This is a genomic window from Spirosoma koreense (assembly GCF_054777875.1).
In genome coordinates this window covers 2,589,762-2,606,790 of sequence record NZ_BAAHAC010000022.1, presented here as the reverse complement: position 1 = coordinate 2,606,790, position 17,029 = coordinate 2,589,762, and the positions used below count along the sequence as shown (strand labels likewise).

Annotated in this window: 13 protein-coding genes; 4 read left to right on the top strand and 9 right to left on the bottom strand. The window is 53.5% G+C overall.

The window, feature by feature from the left end; genetic code table 11:
- Positions 1 to 66 precede the first annotated feature (66 nt).
- From ACYVC2_RS24295 to ACYVC2_RS24285, 3 genes are all read right to left on the bottom strand, one after another.
- Entirely contained in the window at positions 67 to 2,358 is a 2,292-nt protein-coding gene (locus ACYVC2_RS24295) for a GumC family protein (RefSeq protein ID WP_461106643.1), read from the bottom strand.
- A gap of 174 nt (positions 2,359 to 2,532) precedes the next feature.
- Positions 2,533 to 2,940 (bottom strand): response regulator, encoded by a 408-nt coding sequence (locus ACYVC2_RS24290; protein ID WP_461106641.1) that lies wholly within the window; start codon positions 2,938 to 2,940, stop codon positions 2,533 to 2,535.
- A gap of 250 nt (positions 2,941 to 3,190) precedes the next feature.
- Entirely contained in the window at positions 3,191 to 3,952 is a 762-nt protein-coding gene (locus ACYVC2_RS24285; RefSeq protein ID WP_461106639.1) for a tyrosine-protein phosphatase, read from the bottom strand.
- Between the two features lie 546 nt (positions 3,953 to 4,498).
- Here ACYVC2_RS24285 and ACYVC2_RS24280 point away from each other — a divergent pair.
- Complete coding sequence (locus tag ACYVC2_RS24280) at positions 4,499 to 5,329, top strand: polysaccharide biosynthesis/export family protein (protein WP_461106637.1); 831 nt, start codon at positions 4,499 to 4,501, stop codon at positions 5,327 to 5,329.
- Between the two features lie 199 nt (positions 5,330 to 5,528).
- Here the strand turns inward: ACYVC2_RS24280 and ACYVC2_RS24275 are convergent, their stop codons facing one another.
- Entirely contained in the window at positions 5,529 to 5,933 is a 405-nt protein-coding gene (locus ACYVC2_RS24275) for a DUF3997 domain-containing protein (RefSeq protein ID WP_461106635.1), read from the bottom strand.
- Positions 5,934 to 6,517: 584 nt separating this feature from the next.
- Here ACYVC2_RS24275 and ACYVC2_RS24270 point away from each other — a divergent pair.
- On the top strand, positions 6,518 to 7,066 hold the full coding sequence (locus ACYVC2_RS24270; RefSeq protein WP_461106633.1) for an RNA polymerase sigma factor: 549 nt from the start codon (positions 6,518 to 6,520) through the stop codon (positions 7,064 to 7,066).
- 140 nt (positions 7,067 to 7,206) lie between these two features.
- Here ACYVC2_RS24270 and ACYVC2_RS24265 read toward each other — a convergent pair whose 3' ends face one another.
- From ACYVC2_RS24265 to ACYVC2_RS24250, 4 genes are all read right to left on the bottom strand, one after another.
- Entirely contained in the window at positions 7,207 to 7,920 is a 714-nt protein-coding gene (locus ACYVC2_RS24265) for a hypothetical protein (protein WP_461106631.1), read from the bottom strand.
- A gap of 28 nt (positions 7,921 to 7,948) precedes the next feature.
- Positions 7,949 to 8,608, bottom strand: coding sequence for a DUF6766 family protein (locus ACYVC2_RS24260; RefSeq protein WP_461106629.1), 660 nt, complete (start codon positions 8,606 to 8,608; stop codon positions 7,949 to 7,951).
- A 464-nt stretch (positions 8,609 to 9,072) separates the two neighbouring features.
- Positions 9,073 to 10,902 (bottom strand): glycoside hydrolase family 2 protein, encoded by a 1,830-nt coding sequence (locus tag ACYVC2_RS24255; RefSeq protein ID WP_461106627.1) that lies wholly within the window; start codon positions 10,900 to 10,902, stop codon positions 9,073 to 9,075.
- Positions 10,903 to 11,143: 241 nt separating this feature from the next.
- A complete protein-coding gene (locus ACYVC2_RS24250) occupies positions 11,144 to 13,120 on the bottom strand; it encodes a hypothetical protein (protein ID WP_461106625.1) in 1,977 nt (658 codons plus the stop codon).
- 235 nt (positions 13,121 to 13,355) lie between these two features.
- On the opposite strand from ACYVC2_RS24250, the gene ACYVC2_RS24245 reads away from it, so the two are divergent.
- Entirely contained in the window at positions 13,356 to 14,735 is a 1,380-nt protein-coding gene (locus ACYVC2_RS24245) for a Gfo/Idh/MocA family protein (protein ID WP_461106623.1), read from the top strand.
- Positions 14,736 to 14,848: 113 nt separating this feature from the next.
- The gene (locus ACYVC2_RS24240) at positions 14,849 to 15,649 is read left to right on the top strand and encodes an SDR family NAD(P)-dependent oxidoreductase (protein ID WP_461106621.1); all 801 of its coding nucleotides are present in this window, start codon (positions 14,849 to 14,851) and stop codon (positions 15,647 to 15,649) included.
- A gap of 224 nt (positions 15,650 to 15,873) precedes the next feature.
- Here ACYVC2_RS24240 and ACYVC2_RS24235 read toward each other — a convergent pair whose 3' ends face one another.
- Positions 15,874 to 16,704 (bottom strand): transketolase, encoded by an 831-nt coding sequence (locus tag ACYVC2_RS24235; protein WP_461106619.1) that lies wholly within the window; start codon positions 16,702 to 16,704, stop codon positions 15,874 to 15,876.
- Between the last annotated feature and the right edge of the window lie 325 nt (positions 16,705 to 17,029).

Sequence of the window (17,029 nt, the reverse complement as noted above, 5' to 3'; positions counted from 1 at the left end):
CAAAAGGTAATTTTCTGGCTTTGAACAGGAGTATCGTCAGCGTAAAAGGTAACCAGCGGTTACCGGCTAGCTTTTTTCGTAATAGCCGTAGTTGTAGTAATACGAATGGCCCTCGCCCACGGCATTCAGTACGACGTTCAGGCGATTGAATCGCTGGTCTTTATAAATGATATCCAGATCACGCAGACAGCCTTTGGGCGTGTGGTCGGTCCGGATCACAAACATGGTCGCGTCGGCGTGGGGCGCAATCAGCTGCGCGTCGGTTACCAGCCCGATGGGGGGTGTATCGACAATGACGTGGGTAAACCGTTCGCGCAGTTCATCGAAGAGCTGAGTCAGTCGGGGACCACTCAGCAGCTCGGCCGGGTTCGGCGGCATCGGACCACTGGTGATGATGTAATAGTTCTCAAAACCGGGGATCGGCTGGAGCACGTCGTCCAGGCTGCATTCGCGAATCAAGTAATTACTCAGCCCCGAATTGTTGGGTACGCCCAGCACCGAATGAAGTTTGGGCTTCCGCAGGTCCATTTCCAGAATCACCGTCGGCCGATCGACCAGCGCCAGGCTAGCTCCCAGGTTCAGCGACAGGAACGATTTCCCCTCGCCACTGATGCTGGAGGTGAAAAGAATCACCTGACTGTCTTCGGGTTTGTTGCGCAGAAACTGCAGGTTGGTGCGGAGCGCCCGAATCTGTTCGGCTACCACCGAGCGCTTGTTGTCTACCATCACCATCTGGTCTTTATTGTTGCTGGCGGCTATTTCGGCCAGAATGGGCACCTGCGAAACCTCTTCGACGTCTGACCGATGACGTACCCGGTCGTTGAGCGCATCGCGACCCGCCATCACCCCAACGGGCAGCAGCAGACCGAACAGGCCGAACAACATGAAGATCGTGGCTTTGACGGGCTTGATGGGTTTGCTACCGCTGCGAGGGGGCGCAATCGTGCGGCTGTCCGATACAGTCGATGCCGTCGAGAGTGCCGTTTCTTCGCGCTTCTTCAACAGGTAGGTGTACAAATCGTTTTTGATGACCTGCTGGCGGGTAATGTCGACCAATGCGCGCTCTTTGCGGGGCACCGTCCGGATCATCCGCTCCAGCTGCCGGTTGGTCGCCATCAGCTTTTGCTGCGTACCCAGTAAGTTCCGCTTCATGCTCTGCACCATCTCCGACAAACTTGCTTTGGTCGCGCTGATCTGGCTGTCCAGCGTCACCAGCATCGGGTTATGCTCACCGGCCGTCTGGCTGAGCTGATCACGCTTCATTTCCAGCTCGGCCAGTTTATTGACAAAATCGACCATGATCGGCTGTTCCATCGCCATCAGGGCAGGCGCCATACCCCGTTCGCCAGATTTCCGGGCGACGTAGGTTTCCAGGTCGTTGACGATCCCCAACTGGATAGCGGTCTGATTGATCTGGGTGTCGTTTTCTTTGACGGTTTCCAGAAACAAACCGGCCTGCGAACTCAAATCCGTGATACCCTGTGTCGATTTAAACGATTCGACGCCTTTTTCAACCGTCGTCAATTCGCCGGAAATGAGCGCCAGCCGATCTTCGATAAACTTGAGCGTATTGGAAGCAACGATGTTTTTGTCGGTGATGGCCGCCCGGTTATAGGCTTCGATCAGTTTGGCCAGAATGGCCTCACCCCGTTGCGGAACGGCGTCTTCCAGCGAGAGCTGCAATACGGTCGATGCCTTACTGCTCGGTTCAACCGTCAGCCGATCCAGGTAGCGTTCGATCACCTCGTCGCGGGGGCTTACCTGAATCAGTAGCGGCTTAGCGGACGGGGCCAGTGGGTGCTGGGCAAGAATCTGGAGTTGGCCGTAGGGCGTTTGAACGGACTGATTGACCGGATAGTTTACGTCGTTCAGGCGTACAGTATTTTTGTCTACCACCGTCAATGACAACTCCGCCTTATACAGATCGGAAGTTGGCTTCTCGACCAGCAGCTTGACCGGCGATTCGGCGTAGACTTCTTCATTGGTAAACGACGAAGGATAAAAATACCGGACATCGACGCCCAGGTCGGTCACCACCTGCTGCATGAGCGGAAACGATCTCAGTATCTCCGTTTCGTTGTCGATGACTTTCTTCGGCGTGAAGATGTCCATCTCCTTCAGGATACTTTCCTCGCTGAGGCCTTTTTTATCGTCTTTGATCAATAAACTGGTTTCTATCTTATAAATAGGGGTTTGGTACAGGCTATACACATAAGCAGCGGCTACCGCCACGCAGATGGATACAATAAACCAGGGCCAGTTGCGCAAATAGCGCATCAGCATAACCTTCAGATTCATTGGCCTATCTGATTCGTACATCTGATACGCGGTGTAGGACGAGTAAGAATTCTGAGTCATACAAACTGATGTTTATAATTTTTTTATAAATATAATGCTTTGTTTACTATTTACTAAAAACATAAATAAAAAGTTTATCAAAAGTGCGGCAAAATACTCACTATTGAATTATGTGAATTTTTAAAATAACATAACCAAGAGGGATTACAGCCTGGTAGGTCTGGATAGAAATACTTATGCGCTCAGCCTAGCCGGAAGAGCATTTCGACAGGGCGCACCGTCTGGGCTGGATTCGTTCCCGGGCCGGTTAGCCGAAAGTTTACCAGCACTCAGACTGGCGCACCGACGTTGAACGGCGTCCAGGGCTGACCCGGCAAATACCCAGACCGGAATCGATCGAAGGTCGGCGTCCTGACTCAAAAGCAGTAGTATCTCGTGGCCGTTGAGCAGGGGCTCAGCCAGATTAACCATAATCAGGTGGGGCAGGCTGCCGTCCAACCGATGAGTGAGCCACAACCATAGTTGCGAACCATCAGTAAAATGTCGAATCCTGAATTGGGGAGCATTCATCAGGCTGGTGTCCAGCGACAAAATGTCGTGCTGTTCACAGCCTACCCCATACACGAGCAGAGGGCTTTCCATTTGTCCTTAATACGCTATTTACACCGCAAATAAGCCAGGACAGATAGTAAATCAAATATTTATTATATATTATTTATAGTAACATTTTATTTACTTATTTTCCTTATAATAGATATAATAAAACTTATGTATTTAGCCAGAGTACCAGCGCACCCAATCAAACCACGGACTTTTCGGAGCCGTGCATCCTGCCGATTCTCTCAAGCGTCGCCCGGTCAATTGGCTAGCCGGTCGTATGCGCATCGGTCACTCAGACTTGGCTGTTGCGCAGTGGCTGGTTAGCGATTTGCTGGTAGACGGGTTGACTGAACAACTTACCGAGCTTTTGCAGATCTTCGGGCCGGTGTAAATCGCTGCCGATAAAATCAACCCAGTTGTTTTTCAGCAGCAACTGGGCCTGGTGGTTCACCCGAGAGCCATATTGCCCCGTAAGCGATAACCAGTTCAGTTGAAACAAACAACCGAGTTCGTGCAATCGCTGTAGAACTTCGGGCGTTTCCAGGTAATAGAGATACCGCTCCGGGTGAGCCAGCACCGGCGTATACCCTTTGATCAGAATTTGAAAAATGAGTTGTTCGATATCGCGGGGCGAACCGACCCAGCCCAATTCGACCAGTAGATAGCGCTCTGGCCCAAACGATAACAGGTTGCCATTTGCCAGCAGACTCGGAAAGAAATCGTCGAGCATGTATTCAGCGGCCACCTCGATCTGAACCGCTATGTTGGCCCGGTCGACCTCGCTTTGCAATTTATCGCGTCTTTCCAGAATGAGGTCAGCTTCGTTGGGGTATATATCCCGGCTAATGTGAGGGGTAGTAATGATTTTTCCGATCCCCCACTCTACCAACTGGCTGATGCATACCAGCGCCTGTTCGTACGTTTTCACGCCATCGTCCAGGCCCGGAAGTAAATGAGAATGGATATCGGTCTGCCAGTAACAAGGCTGCTCAGGCGGAGCGACTTGTCCACGACTGTACTTGCCTTTTAGCCACTCCCATACGCCAATAGTCATTAATAGATTCTTATAGGTAAAAGCAACCCCACCGACCGTCTCGACTTATTTCCGAGTTGAACACAAAATAAGGTATAAATAAATTCAGAAAATAGGCCAGTGTATACGAATATTTATAATCATTAACGTCGAACATTCGTTAATTCGTACATAGTCCCCGCAAAATGCCCCCGGCCCGATCGGGCAGTCGTTCGATTAGGACTAAGTACGTGACTAGCTGAAAATGAAGCCATACCTGATTTACTCCTTAGCTGTATGGCCCTATCCGACTGGCTTTTAAGCACCAGAATCCGCCAGGCAACGCATGAGAAAAAATAAAAATCTGTGAAGAATATTTTGTTGGTTCGCCACCGTCAGTAACTTTGAGAGCTTATCTGTTAAATAGAGATATAAAATTATCTATTTAACTTAATTCCTTGGAAAACTACTATCTACCAGTATCTATTCCGGTAACAAGCCAATCTCGATCAGGATTCTTCGCACCGCCAGTACACCAGATAGATTACCTTCCTGTTTCACGTAAAAAACTCCCTAGCTGATACACGTATGGCTCAATTTTTCAGTGTGTTTAGTGCCGTAACTAAATTCTGTGGTTCACTGTCGAAAGCGGTGGTATACGCATGCCTGGCCGCTTGCTTTTTCGCTAGCTGCGTCAGTCCTAAACAACTAACCTACTTTCAGGATACAGGAACTCGGGCCGACTCTTCTTTATTGAAACCTTATACGACAGTTATCCAACCCAACGACATCTTATCCATCCAGGTAAGCAGCGTCAATGCCGAAGCGTCGCAGTTTTTCAACCCCTACCCTGTTCAGCAGACAAATGCGCTGCCATCCACCGCAAACGCCAACATGTCGTTACCCGCCACGCCGGGTTATCTGGTAGCTTCAGACAGCAGTATTACCGTGCCGCTGCTGGGGCGGGTCGTTGTCGGTGGGCTGACGAATAGCCGGGCCGCTGAAGTGATCCGGGAAAAGCTCAAGCCTTACCTGAAAGAACCGACCGTCAGTATACGCAACCTCAATTTTCGCATCACGGTCCTGGGCGAAGTGACGCGCCCCACCCTGCTGACGATTAGTAATGAGCGGATTACCTTACCCGAAGCGCTGGGCCTAGCCGGCGACCTGACCATTTATGGCCGGCGGCAGAACGTACTGGTTGTCCGGGAAGAGAATGGTCATCGAACCTACGCCCATGTCGATTTAACGAAACGGGACATTTTCCAGTCGCCTTATTATTACCTGCATCCCAATGACGTCGTTTACGTCGAGCCCGGAAAGACGCGGGCGGCCGCTGCAGACCGGTTCTTCCAAACGGTTCCTATCCTGCTGAGTGCGCTGTCGCTTATTGCCATTATCCTGACCCGAAGCCGGTAACTATTACTGGCTCATTTTGATTGACCCGCTACGGATTGTGCACAGGAATTTGAGCAGACTACCTGTTTACAATCGGCAGCGGGTCAACGATGTCCGGGCCACCCGAAAATCAGGCCGTGCCGGTTCGGCTGCGGAGTCTGACCCGCTAGCCGGGTTAGCCTTGCTCCTCTGTCTGGTTTTCTACCTACGACCAGGAAATCTAATTAAAGACAGGCTTCCAGACGACGACGATCTCAAACGATTTTGCCTTATTGAAAAACTCGTCTTTTCGATAAGGACCATAGAGTTTTTCGTTTCTGGTGTTGATGATGTAGAACCGATCGAAGCGATCGTAGGTACTGCTTCGATTCTCTTTCGGAATGAAATCGGCTGTTGTATAAATAGAGCTATCTGCCTGCCAGGCGCAGATATAAGGATCGCTTAGGGCGTATTTTTTAATAAAGTCCAGATTCTGCACAGCCGCATGTCGGGATAGGAGACTATAAAAACCGGTTCCTTCGTTCAGAAACGTATATCCTACCGCGATTTCCTCGGAACTTTGTGAATTCTCCGGGCTACAGGCAACAATTACAAAAACCAGGCAACTATACATAAGCCTATTCATACCAGAAACAAGTTACTATAATTATTTATTTTAAACTTATTGTTACCAAATATACAATAATATAAATAAATACTATTATCAATTCTAAAAAAACTGACTATCAGTTGTTTCGTCCCTTCGACACAAAACCAGCTTCGACTAAAGAGCTTCTACACGAGTTTGTTCTTCGAAAAATGTTTCTATCAAAAAGTAATACATATTGATTAATGAATTGATTAACAGAGTTTTCTATTTAGCACATTCATATTATCGGATTATCTTAAGCTCATATTAATTTATATAATACACAAGCGTATTGAAATAGTCTTATTTGTTAACGTATTTTAGAAAATATAAATAATTTTAATCTAACAAGTTACCGATAATCGAGTTAGCTATATATCTTGCATTAGCTTATTCAGTCTATTAAGGTAAAAGCCTCAGGCGAATATCGAACGTACTCGCCACGCCGGGTGTGCTTGTCCAACTAGTAAGGTATTGTTTTTTATTAATGGTTTACACAGCATGTTTCAGTGTGAGAATAGCCCCGGCTGATGATTGCCTGAAACATGCTGTTTTGTGCATACTACCATCACCACCTCCCTATGTCAGTCCATTTGACCGAAGAACGATTAGTCTTAGCATTACGCCAGGGCGATTCAAAAGCCTTTCAACAACTTTACACCCGTTACAACCAGGCCCTGTTCGTATCCATTATCCAACTGATCAAAGACCCGGCAGAAGCCGAAGACCTCCTTCAGGATGCGTATGTTAAAGCCTGGCAACGGTTCAGTAGCTACGATTCACAACAGGGTAGCTTGTATACCTGGCTTTATAACATAGCCCGGCATACCGCTCTGGATGCGCTGCGCAAACGAAAGCTGGCTTTACAACCCTTGAGTCCGGAAGCCGAAGCCGTAAGTATCCTTACCGACGTCGAGCAGGACCCGACCGATTTTCATACGCTGGTTCGCCAGCAGTTGCCCGCTACGTACTGGCAGGTGCTGGATCTGGCTTATTGGCAGGGGTATACACAAAAGGAAATCGCTGTTCGGCTGGGTCTGGCGCTGGGTACCGTCAAAACCCGCCACCGCCAGTCGCTCATTTCCTTACGACCGTTATTCAGAATACAGCCTGCGTCTGAGTTAGCCTGAGCAGGCCAGCTTCCCCAGCGATTCGGCCCTGGCCGCGATCGTTACCGGCCGCCGATCTGACAAGTGCCCACTGGCGTTGGCCAGTGGGCAAATCGTTGTTTAGTATAGACCCGAACATAGCCAGCAGCCAGGAATTTGGCTTATTTGGGCGTGTAGGTCAGTTGCACCACCACCCCCTGCTGCCCATCTTCATTGGACCGTCGCCAGCCAATGGCCAGCGGCAGGTGCTTCACCAGGTATACTTCGGCGCCCAGGATCAGTTGACCGTATTCGTGCGTACCACTCGCCCAGTCGCCCAGCAGGTGTACTTTTTCGTACCAGATGCCCGCGTCGAAGCCCATGTGAATGCCAATCGTTGGCCCATCGGCCAGGTATCGTTTGTCGCCGGCATAGCCCCCGATGACCGCTTTATAATGATCATCGACGAAACTGCCTGCCAGGTTCACATACCCCAGTCCTTCCCACGAACTGCGCTCGGTGGGCAACAGGTTTACGCCGGCCTGCCCACCGATGCCGATGTGTAGTGCATCGGTCAGGTCGAAGGTCTTCTGGGCATTCAGCAGCAGCAACGGCGCGTAAGGCATCTGCGTGGTGGTGTCGTTGCGTTGCCAGGTATGCTGCGGGGGTAAATAATCGAGGTTATACAGATTCAACCCAACTTCCCAGTTTCGCCCCAGTCCATAATCGATGGTTGTGCTCGAGCGTAACTCTTCAGCATTGATGTCTACCTGCTGCTGGGCCAGTATTTTCTTCCGGGGGGTTATATCCGAGGATGGAACGTTAAAAATGGTTTGCTGAGCAAATGTCGGCAGGTTCAGGCCGAACAGGCCAATCAGTAAATACCAGGTTTTCATCAAGTTGATCGATTGGATCGGTGCTGGTTTATTCGCCCGTTTCGTCGTCGGCCGCATCAACGGGCTTAGACTGAGGAGAGCCTTTCTGACGTAGAAAAATAGACAGCACCACTATGGACAATACCGACAGAAATTCACTTTGCCAGTTTTGAAGCGACTGAAACCAGAACTCGCTCGTTCCCAAAAACTCCCAGTAGGTTAGCACCTCGGCTTTGCCTTTCAGGGCATTTTCAGTATTATACGCTTTCATACCACCGGCCGCGTGCAGAAAAAACGACAGGAAAAACAACGTGAAAAAAGCCAGACTGAGCGAATTCTGGTAGAGCTTCAGTACCCAGCCCCCCCGCCGGACGGGCCAGGGTGCTTTAGGACGGGTGGCCGACGGTGTCCGATCGACTTCTTCGGATTCATCCAGTTTCTTGGATTCCGAAGACCCTTTCTGGTAGAGCGAAATCGTCAGGAGGATATACAGCCCCATCTGCAAAAACTCACTTTCCCAGTTTTCAAAAACCGCTTCTATACAGTGCCCGCTGGTAAGGTAAGCACCCAGGTCGATCGTGGGTTTTCCGTACTCCTGTAGTTCATCGTTGAAATTATACCAGCCAACTACAATCTGCCCGGCCAGGGTTATGACCGTAATGACGACTAAAACCAGGGAGAGTCCATTCTCCCGAAAAAATTGCTTCATACATTGAGAGGTGGGTCATTCTGACGAAAGAATAATTCCTGGTCAGATGAACGTATCCTAAACTGTCGCTACTAGCTTTTGTTAAACAAATTAGCGTAGGTTCCAGCGCGACTTTTACCCCATGCATCCGAGAGTCATTTCGGGGCAACGACCCCGCTAAAACCGGTTTGTTGCCTTCGTATTTGCTTCAGTGGACAATCAACCCGATGTGTACGAAACGGGGCAGGGATGTCGCTATCGCAGCCGGGCGCCGTAGTTGACCGGTCATCCGCTATTCCCGGCAACCCACCCAAAACAGCCTGTCCGGTACTAAAAGGCAGGGCACTGATGGACATCAGTGCCCTGGTATATCGGGTTGGAGTTCGGCTGGCTGCTCCTGGCCGTTGCCGGAGGCCTTTCGGTGACGGCCGTGGCTGGAGAAAAGTAAGGATTTGGCCCATCCGTCTTCGCTCCTTCGGGTGGGGTCAGTGCGAATTCCTTGAGTTCAGCAACCCTGCGGGTACGGTCAGTGTGCCGGTTTTAGGATCGATCAATCCGTTCCGCTCTTCTTCGATGTCGGTGGCCTGGGTATACACATCCCCCGCGATGGCATATTCGCGCAGGGTTTGTTTAAACTGCCGGATTCGCTCACTCCGGTCCGTCGATTCGTCGGGTCCGCCGTAGTTGACAAACCCGAAGCCGCCCCATTCGCTCACCAGCAGGGGCACCTGACGCCGGTAAAAAAACGGATCGCCGACCACGAGCGGAAACGCAGCGACCCCGTTCAGTTCGCCCGCGGTCAGCCGTTCGAGCAGGCTCCGCCAATGGGTCAGATCGGGCGTATACAGGTGCGCCGTAAGCAGATCGGATTTTAGCCGTCCTTCATACGAGATGTGCTGCCATCCATCATTGTCGACGACCAGATATTGCGGATAGGCCAGCTGCATGTAGTGGTACATGTCCATGATGTACTGCCGCGTATCGGAGTTGATGGCAATGTCCTGCGCTCCCCAGTCTTCGTTGTACAGACTCCAGATCACTACCGACGGGTGGCTGCTGATGAGCGCCAGCATGCGAAGCAGCTCGGCCCGGTGGTTCTGGCGGCTGCGGGCCGTCGAGCTGTGCGGACTGGGCACTTCTACCCAGAGCAACAAACCCAGCTTATCGGCCAGATTATAAATGCGCGGATCGACCCCGGCAATATGCACCCGCACCAGATTACAGCCCAGCTCTTTCATGGCCAGCATGTGCGCCTGCATCTCCTCGTAGGTAGATGTACCGGGCTGGTACAGAATCCCATCGAGGTATATCGGTTCGTTGTTCAGGTATACGTACCGGCCCCGGGCTTCTATTTTTCGCAGACCAAACCGGGTTTCGATCTGGGCTACATAACCTTCACTGTCAATTAGTTGCGCAACAAGTTTATAACGCGTCGGTGATTCCGGCGACCACAATTGCGCGCCCTCCATATCCAGCACGACCCGCTGCTGTTTCTGGCCCGCCTGCAGCCGCAACGGGAAATCGGACGTCGCCAGCGGCTCGGATGACTGCAGGTCGAACGCCTGCAGGCGGAGAATATAATCGCCGGGATCGTGGATGCGGGTGGTCAGACTGAAGCGCACCAGCCGGTCTTCAACCACACTGACCACGCCGACCCGCGACCGGAGCCGGTTTCGCTCAACAGTTTCCAGCCAGACGCTCCGGATGGCTCCGGTATAGGTTTGGTACCAGATCCCCCCCCGTTTGTACACGTGCGACTCCTGCTTACCCCGCGGAATTTCGGCATCCATCGTGTCGGCAATGCGCACGGTCAGGCGGTTGGTCGGCCGAAGGTACTCTTCGGGAAGCTCATACGAGAACGATGTATATTCGCCAAAGTGTACGTCTTCGTCTTCGATGGTCCGCAGCGCGTGGCCGTTGAGCCACACCCGGGTTTCGTAGCCACACGCGCCGAACGTCAGCTGAATCATCGACCGGGCGTGCGGTTCGGTGCGGACGGGAAGCATGAATTCCCGCTCATACCAGGCAACCACTTTATCCTGCCAGCTGGCCGGAGCCGACTGACCTTTGGCCTGAGCCATGTACGCTTCGATGGAGCCGGGCCAATGGGCGGTTCCGTCGAAGTGGTGGCCGACGTACCATTGGTCTGCAATGCCCCGGTCTTCAGGATCGAGAGTCACCTGCCATTCGCCGTCCAGCAAAACGTAATTGTTGGGGCGCAAGACGGCCCGGGGTAATAAATTTTCGGGTTCTGCCCCCGCTACTTCTTCGGGCCGACTGGCTGAAAAACTGGTATTCGGATGTTTAGCCTCCATAATGCGTAGTGATAAACGCAGAACCGCCGAACCCCTGTTTCTGTTTGTCTCTCTGCCCGATTTGATAGCCTAAACTATAGCTGCGGAGCGTAAAGACGTGCACGATCTGCCATTCCGACCGTAGGCAGGAATCCACTTCGGCGGCCCGGTTAAACTATCCTAATAGCGAATCCTGAGATTCTTGTTTACGGTCAGAATGCCAAATAGCGTAGGGTATTTTCCGTCAAGTTTGTAGGGCTGTTCACTGCTTAAGAATTTTCAGTACCTGCGTCTGCTGCCCTACAGTGGTATATAAAAGAAGAGTACTGGTAGCCTGCCGGCGAATATCGAACGCCTGCCGTTCGATTGTCTGAGCCCGGTCGAGGGTTCGCTGCTCCACGAACCGACCACTGGCGTCTACCAGCCGCAATTCTACGGACTGGCCTTCGGCGCCCGCAATCTCCACCGTGGCCCATTCGCGCGCCGGATTCCCCAGCAACCGGATCGAGAGGTCCGTTGCCGGTTCGTCGACTCCGGCCCGGGCCCGACCACAGGCCGCTTTCAGGTTGAACAAATAGGTAGCGACCTGGCCGTGCTGCCGGGCCATGAGCACCAGTGGGCGGGCATCGTAGGCCGTTCGTAGTTCGGCATCCACTACCTGATTGGGGTTGGTTGTCCAGTCCGTGATACCGGCGGCTGCGTATTCTATCGGCGAGCCATCGCCCCCCCGGCTGTGGAAGGTAATCGCTCCGGTCCGGCAGTCGTAGGTAGGGGCGATGACCTGCAGGGAGTCGGAAGCGGCCGCCGATGCACTGGTGGGACACTGGGCGCGTAAGTCGAAATTATAACTGACGGTCTGTCCGGACTGAGACGCCTGAATCCGTATCACCTTTGGATCGTTGCGCAGCCCGGACTCCACCGTGCCGAAATCGTCGGTCAGTTGCCCACGGGTAATGCCCGGCGCGGTATATGTGATCGTCGAGCCGTCGCCCCCGCTCAGGTGAAAATGAATAAATCCGCTCTGGCAATCGTAGTCAGGCGCCAGCAACCGGAGCGTGGTCAACTGCGGAGTGTTGCCCAGTTTAACGACCCAGGCGGCTGTAACAGCAGTCGATTTACCCTGAATATCGCCATCGGTGGAGGTGGTCGTTCCTACTGCCAGATACCCACCGTCGTCGGTAGCCAGCAAGCCGCTGGGCCGGTCGGTTCCGGAACCGCCCACCGATTTTGTCCAGCGGACCGTAGCGGGCAGGCTCCCACCGATCAGCCGAAAATCGCCCTGGTTGGCGCGGGCTGCGTCGAGCAGAGTCAGATTGCCCCTGGCATCCTGGGCTAAAGCAACCAGCGAGTCGACGCCTGGGAAGGCCGTGGGCTGCGTATCGGTTCCGGGGCTTAGGCTGAGTAGCTGCGTTGTATGGTTCCTGCTTACCCCAATGGCCACATACCCATTTTCGGAGGTGGCTAGCACATCGGTCAGGGCGAGTAAGTCTGGATATTGTTTTTGCCAGACTACCTTCAACTGGGCATCCAGTTGAAGAACCAACCCCTGCCCATCCGCTGCAGTACGGCCAGCGGCCTGACCAACCAGCAGATACCCCTGATCCGACCGGGCTACAACCTTACTGATCCGGGGAGCTGCCAGCGGTGATGGCCCCGAAAACCGGATGCGCCATTCGCCGGTAATTAACCCTTCGGCATTCAGTTTGGTGAGGGTCAGGTACGACAGCACATCCTGATACGACCCGACGACCAGCAGGCTCCCGTCGGCTGCGGTAGCCAACGCGTCCTGGGTTACGGGAATTGCCGGGTCGATGTTAGGGCGTGACACGGTTTTCGTCCAGGCACTCACGCCCAGCGAATCGAGTCGGGTAAGGTAATACCGGTTCAGGGAATCGATCGCCAGCACCACAAATCCACCGTCTCGGGTAGCCGCCAGGGCTATCGTTTTCTGAAGCGGAACCCGCTTGGTAGAACTGTCGGCGTACGAACCGGGCACCGGCTGGCTCCAGCGCTGTTCGCCCGTTGCCGACAGCTGGGTCAGCGTTGGCCCCGCCAGGAGGCCGTAACCTCCCCCCGATGCTGGCACGGTCTGCACCCGGTCAGTTCGACTCAACGGAACGCCTTCGACAACGCGCTGCCACTGGCGGATTGGCGCTCCCGGCGATTGTGCCCAGCTACTGGCAGGGAGGCCCAGACAAGTCAGCCAGAAAAGAAGTCGTGCGGTAAAGTTTTGCTTCATAAGACCGGGTAAGAAACGCTTATCTTTTACACTACCGATCAAACCAGACAGGGTTGTCGACAGCCTATAAAAATGAGTTAACGGGCAGGCTTCGGGACGCTACCCCGGCGATTTTGCGCTGTTTCTGGCTCCCCCTACTGCCAATGGGCAAATTCCCTCATTATTAGGCCCGCCCGGCAACCATTACGGCAACGGACCGTTATCTGAAAATTGTCACCCAAACGCGGACTCGCTTATGCCTCGATTTACTACGCTGATCAAATCATTACTGGACGGACCGCCCCAGTCGCGTCAGGAATTCCTCAAACGAACCGGTCGGGTGCTGGCCGTCGGGTCGGCCGGCGGCCTGCTGACCACTTACGGTCGGCAACAGCCGCACCAGGGTGGGCCGTCGATTGTCAGCCCGGCCGATACGGTCCCTCATGTCCAGCCGGTTTCGCCCCCGGCCGTCATTCCGCCGAAGGTAGACGATCCTATTCAACTGGAGCCCATCCGCGGTTCGTCAGACCGGCAGACGGGTCCGACGCCCTCGCCCCAGCCGCCTGACCAGCGTGTGGGTTACGCCGTTGTTGGGCTGGGCCACCTGGCGCTGGAAAACATCCTGCCCGCCTTTGGCCGTAGCCGAAAATCGAAACTGGTGGCGCTGGTGAGCGGCAACCCGCAAAAGCTACAGAAAGTAGCGCAGCAGTACGGAGTGAAACCCCAGAACTGCTACAGTTACGATACCTACGACCAGCTCCGTAATAACCCGGAGGTGCAGGTGATCTACATCGTGCTGCCCAACGCCATGCACGCCGAATACACCATCCGTGGGGCGCAGGCGGGCAAGCACATCCTGACCGAAAAACCCATGGCTACCTCCTCAGCCGACTGCCAGGCTATGATCGATGCCTGTGCCAAAGCAGGGCGTAAACTGATGGTTGCCTACCGCATTCAATACGAACCTTACAACCGGTACGTCCGCGAGCTGGTTCGGAAGCAACAGTACGGCGCCCCCAAGTTCATCGAACTCTTCAACGCGCAACAGGAAGCCAATCCGAACCACTGGCGGCACATCCGGGCGCTGGCGGGGGGAGGTGCCCTACCCGATATCGGCCTGTACTGCCTCAACACCGCCCGGTTTATTCTGGGTGAAGAACCCACCGAAGTATTTGCCTATCAGTATAGCACGCCCAACAACCCACTGTTTCGGGAAGTGGAAGAAGTCATGTCGTGGCAGATGCGCTTCCCCAGCGGAATTATTACGAACTGCGGATCGCACTATTTCGCGCACGAATCCCGGCGCTACCGGGTACTGGCCGAACGCGGCTGGCTGAACATGGAAAATGCTTTCGCGTACAATGGCCTGCAACTGCAACAGTCTTATGCCGTGGGCCAGGGTGAGCATACCGACCATACCCAGCTAATGGAAAAAGACCAGTTTGCAACCGAAATGGACCATTTTTCGGACTGCGTTCAGCAAAACAGGCAACCCTTTACGCCCGGCGAAGAGGGCCTCCAGGACCACCGCATCATGGAAGCCATTTACCAGTCGGCGCAGTCGGGCAAGCCCGTCGGCCTGCCGCTGATCACCAAACTGGATCCCTTCCGGGGGCCCGAGCCGCAACTCGATTAAGTCGACCCGAAACCGATTCAGCCCGGATCGATTAGGGAATGGTTTCTACCCCCGACGTTTCTGAACAAATCGTTCGGGCGGGTGCTTATTCAGGCTTAAAGCCACAAAACGTTATGACAACTACCCAAAAACAATATGCGCTCGTTACGGGAGCAACCAGCGGTATCGGCCTTGAACTGGCCCGATTATTCGCCAAAGACCACTACAATCTGGTGATCGTGGCCCGCAGTCAGGACGAACTTACCCAGACGGCCGCCGAGCTGAGCCAGTCGGGTATCGACGTGGTTCCGATTGCCAAAGACCTGAGTCTGCGGCAGGGTCCGTTCGAGGTGTATCAGGAAGTGCAGGCAAAAGGCATTCAGATCGACGTACTGGTCAACGATGCCGGTCAGGGGTTATACGGCTTATTCGTCGACACCGATATCGAACGGGAGCTGGCCCTGATCGAGCTCAACATCAGCGCGTATGTGGTGCTGACCAAACTGTTTCTGAAAGAAATGGTGGCCCGCAACGACGGCAAGATTCTGAACGTGGCCTCCATAGCCAGCCAGGTACCGGGCCCGTGGCAGTCGGTTTATCACGGTACCAAAGCGTTCGTACTGTCGTTTACGGAAGCCATTCGGTCGGAAGTCAAAGACACGAACGTAACCATTACAGCCCTGCAGCCGGGGGCGACCGACACGGATTTCTTTCGGAAAGCGGAGATGGAGGAGTCTAAAATGGTGCAGGAAACCAGCCTGTCGGACCCGGCCGAAGTGGCAAAAGATGGGTATGAAGCCCTTTTCGCCGGCGACGACAAGATCATCTCCGGACTGAAAAACAAACTGCAGGTAGCCATGAGCAACATAATGCCCGAGAGCCTGGTGGCCGATATGATGAATAAGCAGCAGGAGCCGGTCGATAAACAGCCCTAGGGCGTCGTCCGAGCGCAGATCGTAAAAAAAACAGCCAGCACTAAAGTAGCGCTGGCTGTTTGCATTCTACCGTAAATGTCTTCTTCCCGAAACCGGGGCCGCTGTTTTTTTAGCAGGGTTGACAGCCAGTCCGATGCTTCGGACGGACAGAATTTGTTCTACCAAAAAATTCGGCCATTGCTATCGAAATAAACGTTTTGTAGTCATCGTACCGCTTGGGTGGCCTATTCAGGTAGCAGGTAGCGCTCCTGGACTTCCGCCCGGGCCTGGTCGTACTGGTCGGCCGTCATGGGCAGGTAGTGCCATTCGAGCCGATTTTCCATATAGCTCACCCCTTTCCCTTTTACCGTATTGGCTATCAATAGCTTAGGTTTCCCATTCGGCACTGCCGTCAGCTGATCGACAGCCGCGAGAAGTGCCTCGATATCGTGTCCATCGACCTCAAGGGTTTCAAAACCGATGGCGCTCCAGGTTCGGGCGCTCGCCGTGTCGCCCAGCACGCGGCTGGTCTGATCGAATCCCTGCAAGCCGTTCTTGTCTACCAGTACGATGAGGTTATCGAGGCCATGCTGAACGGCCAGGTGGGCAGCCTCCCAGGTCGTTCCTTCGTTCGTTTCCCCGTCCGACATGAGTACATACACCCGGCCAGGCGCCCCCGTCGCTGATTCGGTGCCCGGGAGTTTATTGGCTAGTGCGATGCCGGTACCGATGGGAAAGCCGTGGCCGAGCGAACCGGTCGCAAACGGAATACCCGGATGTTTGTTGGGAGCCGGGTGAGCGGGCAGGGTGGTTCCATTCTGGTAATAACTCGCCAACTGGTCGTCCGACAGCTCCCCCAGGTAATGGAGGCAGGTATACAGCGAGGCAGCCGCATGACCTTTCGAGAGCAGAAATGTATCCTGCTCCCGCTTCCGCAAGACCAGGGTGGCAATCATCAGATCGATGCAGCTGAGCGAACAACCAATGTGTCCGGCGTGGGCCTGGTGGTAAAGAGTCAAAAGTTGGAGCCGCAACTGGCCCTGAAGCTGCTTTCGATCCAGTAGCTCTGCTGTCATGATAACGTTGAGTAAACGATGTTTGTCTATACTGGCGGTGCCTCGTTCAGGCGTATCCGATGCCTGTTTTCTGCTGAGGAATACTCGTTCAGTAAGTTTTCACGTAGCTAAAGATAAGATGGGAGCCTCAGCCAGTACGTATCGAGCCACTGAACAGCGGCTTCGGGCGATTTACTTAACCAGGTTATTTTAAAACGAAAGTTGACTTTCAGTAACTAAATACGCTGTCACCGCGTAAACTATGAGTCTTTTCTATCGTTTTTTAGATAAATCCTATCACTATACCGACAAAATCCCTTTTAAAAATTTATTAAGCTGGCCTGGA

Coding starts and splice junctions, on each gene's coding strand:
- ACYVC2_RS24295 (WP_461106643.1), bottom strand. CDS start 2,358: ATGACTCAGAATTCTTACTCGTCCTACACCGCGTATCAGATGTACGAA.
- ACYVC2_RS24290 (WP_461106641.1), bottom strand. CDS start 2,940: ATGGAAAGCCCTCTGCTCGTGTATGGGGTAGGCTGTGAACAGCACGAC.
- ACYVC2_RS24285 (WP_461106639.1), bottom strand. CDS start 3,952: ATGACTATTGGCGTATGGGAGTGGCTAAAAGGCAAGTACAGTCGTGGA.
- ACYVC2_RS24280 (WP_461106637.1), top strand. CDS start 4,499: ATGGCTCAATTTTTCAGTGTGTTTAGTGCCGTAACTAAATTCTGTGGT.
- ACYVC2_RS24275 (WP_461106635.1), bottom strand. CDS start 5,933: ATGAATAGGCTTATGTATAGTTGCCTGGTTTTTGTAATTGTTGCCTGT.
- ACYVC2_RS24270 (WP_461106633.1), top strand. CDS start 6,518: ATGTCAGTCCATTTGACCGAAGAACGATTAGTCTTAGCATTACGCCAG.
- ACYVC2_RS24265 (WP_461106631.1), bottom strand. CDS start 7,920: ATGAAAACCTGGTATTTACTGATTGGCCTGTTCGGCCTGAACCTGCCG.
- ACYVC2_RS24260 (WP_461106629.1), bottom strand. CDS start 8,608: ATGAAGCAATTTTTTCGGGAGAATGGACTCTCCCTGGTTTTAGTCGTC.
- ACYVC2_RS24255 (WP_461106627.1), bottom strand. CDS start 10,902: ATGGAGGCTAAACATCCGAATACCAGTTTTTCAGCCAGTCGGCCCGAA.
- ACYVC2_RS24250 (WP_461106625.1), bottom strand. CDS start 13,120: ATGAAGCAAAACTTTACCGCACGACTTCTTTTCTGGCTGACTTGTCTG.
- ACYVC2_RS24245 (WP_461106623.1), top strand. CDS start 13,356: ATGCCTCGATTTACTACGCTGATCAAATCATTACTGGACGGACCGCCC.
- ACYVC2_RS24240 (WP_461106621.1), top strand. CDS start 14,849: ATGACAACTACCCAAAAACAATATGCGCTCGTTACGGGAGCAACCAGC.
- ACYVC2_RS24235 (WP_461106619.1), bottom strand. CDS start 16,704: ATGACAGCAGAGCTACTGGATCGAAAGCAGCTTCAGGGCCAGTTGCGG.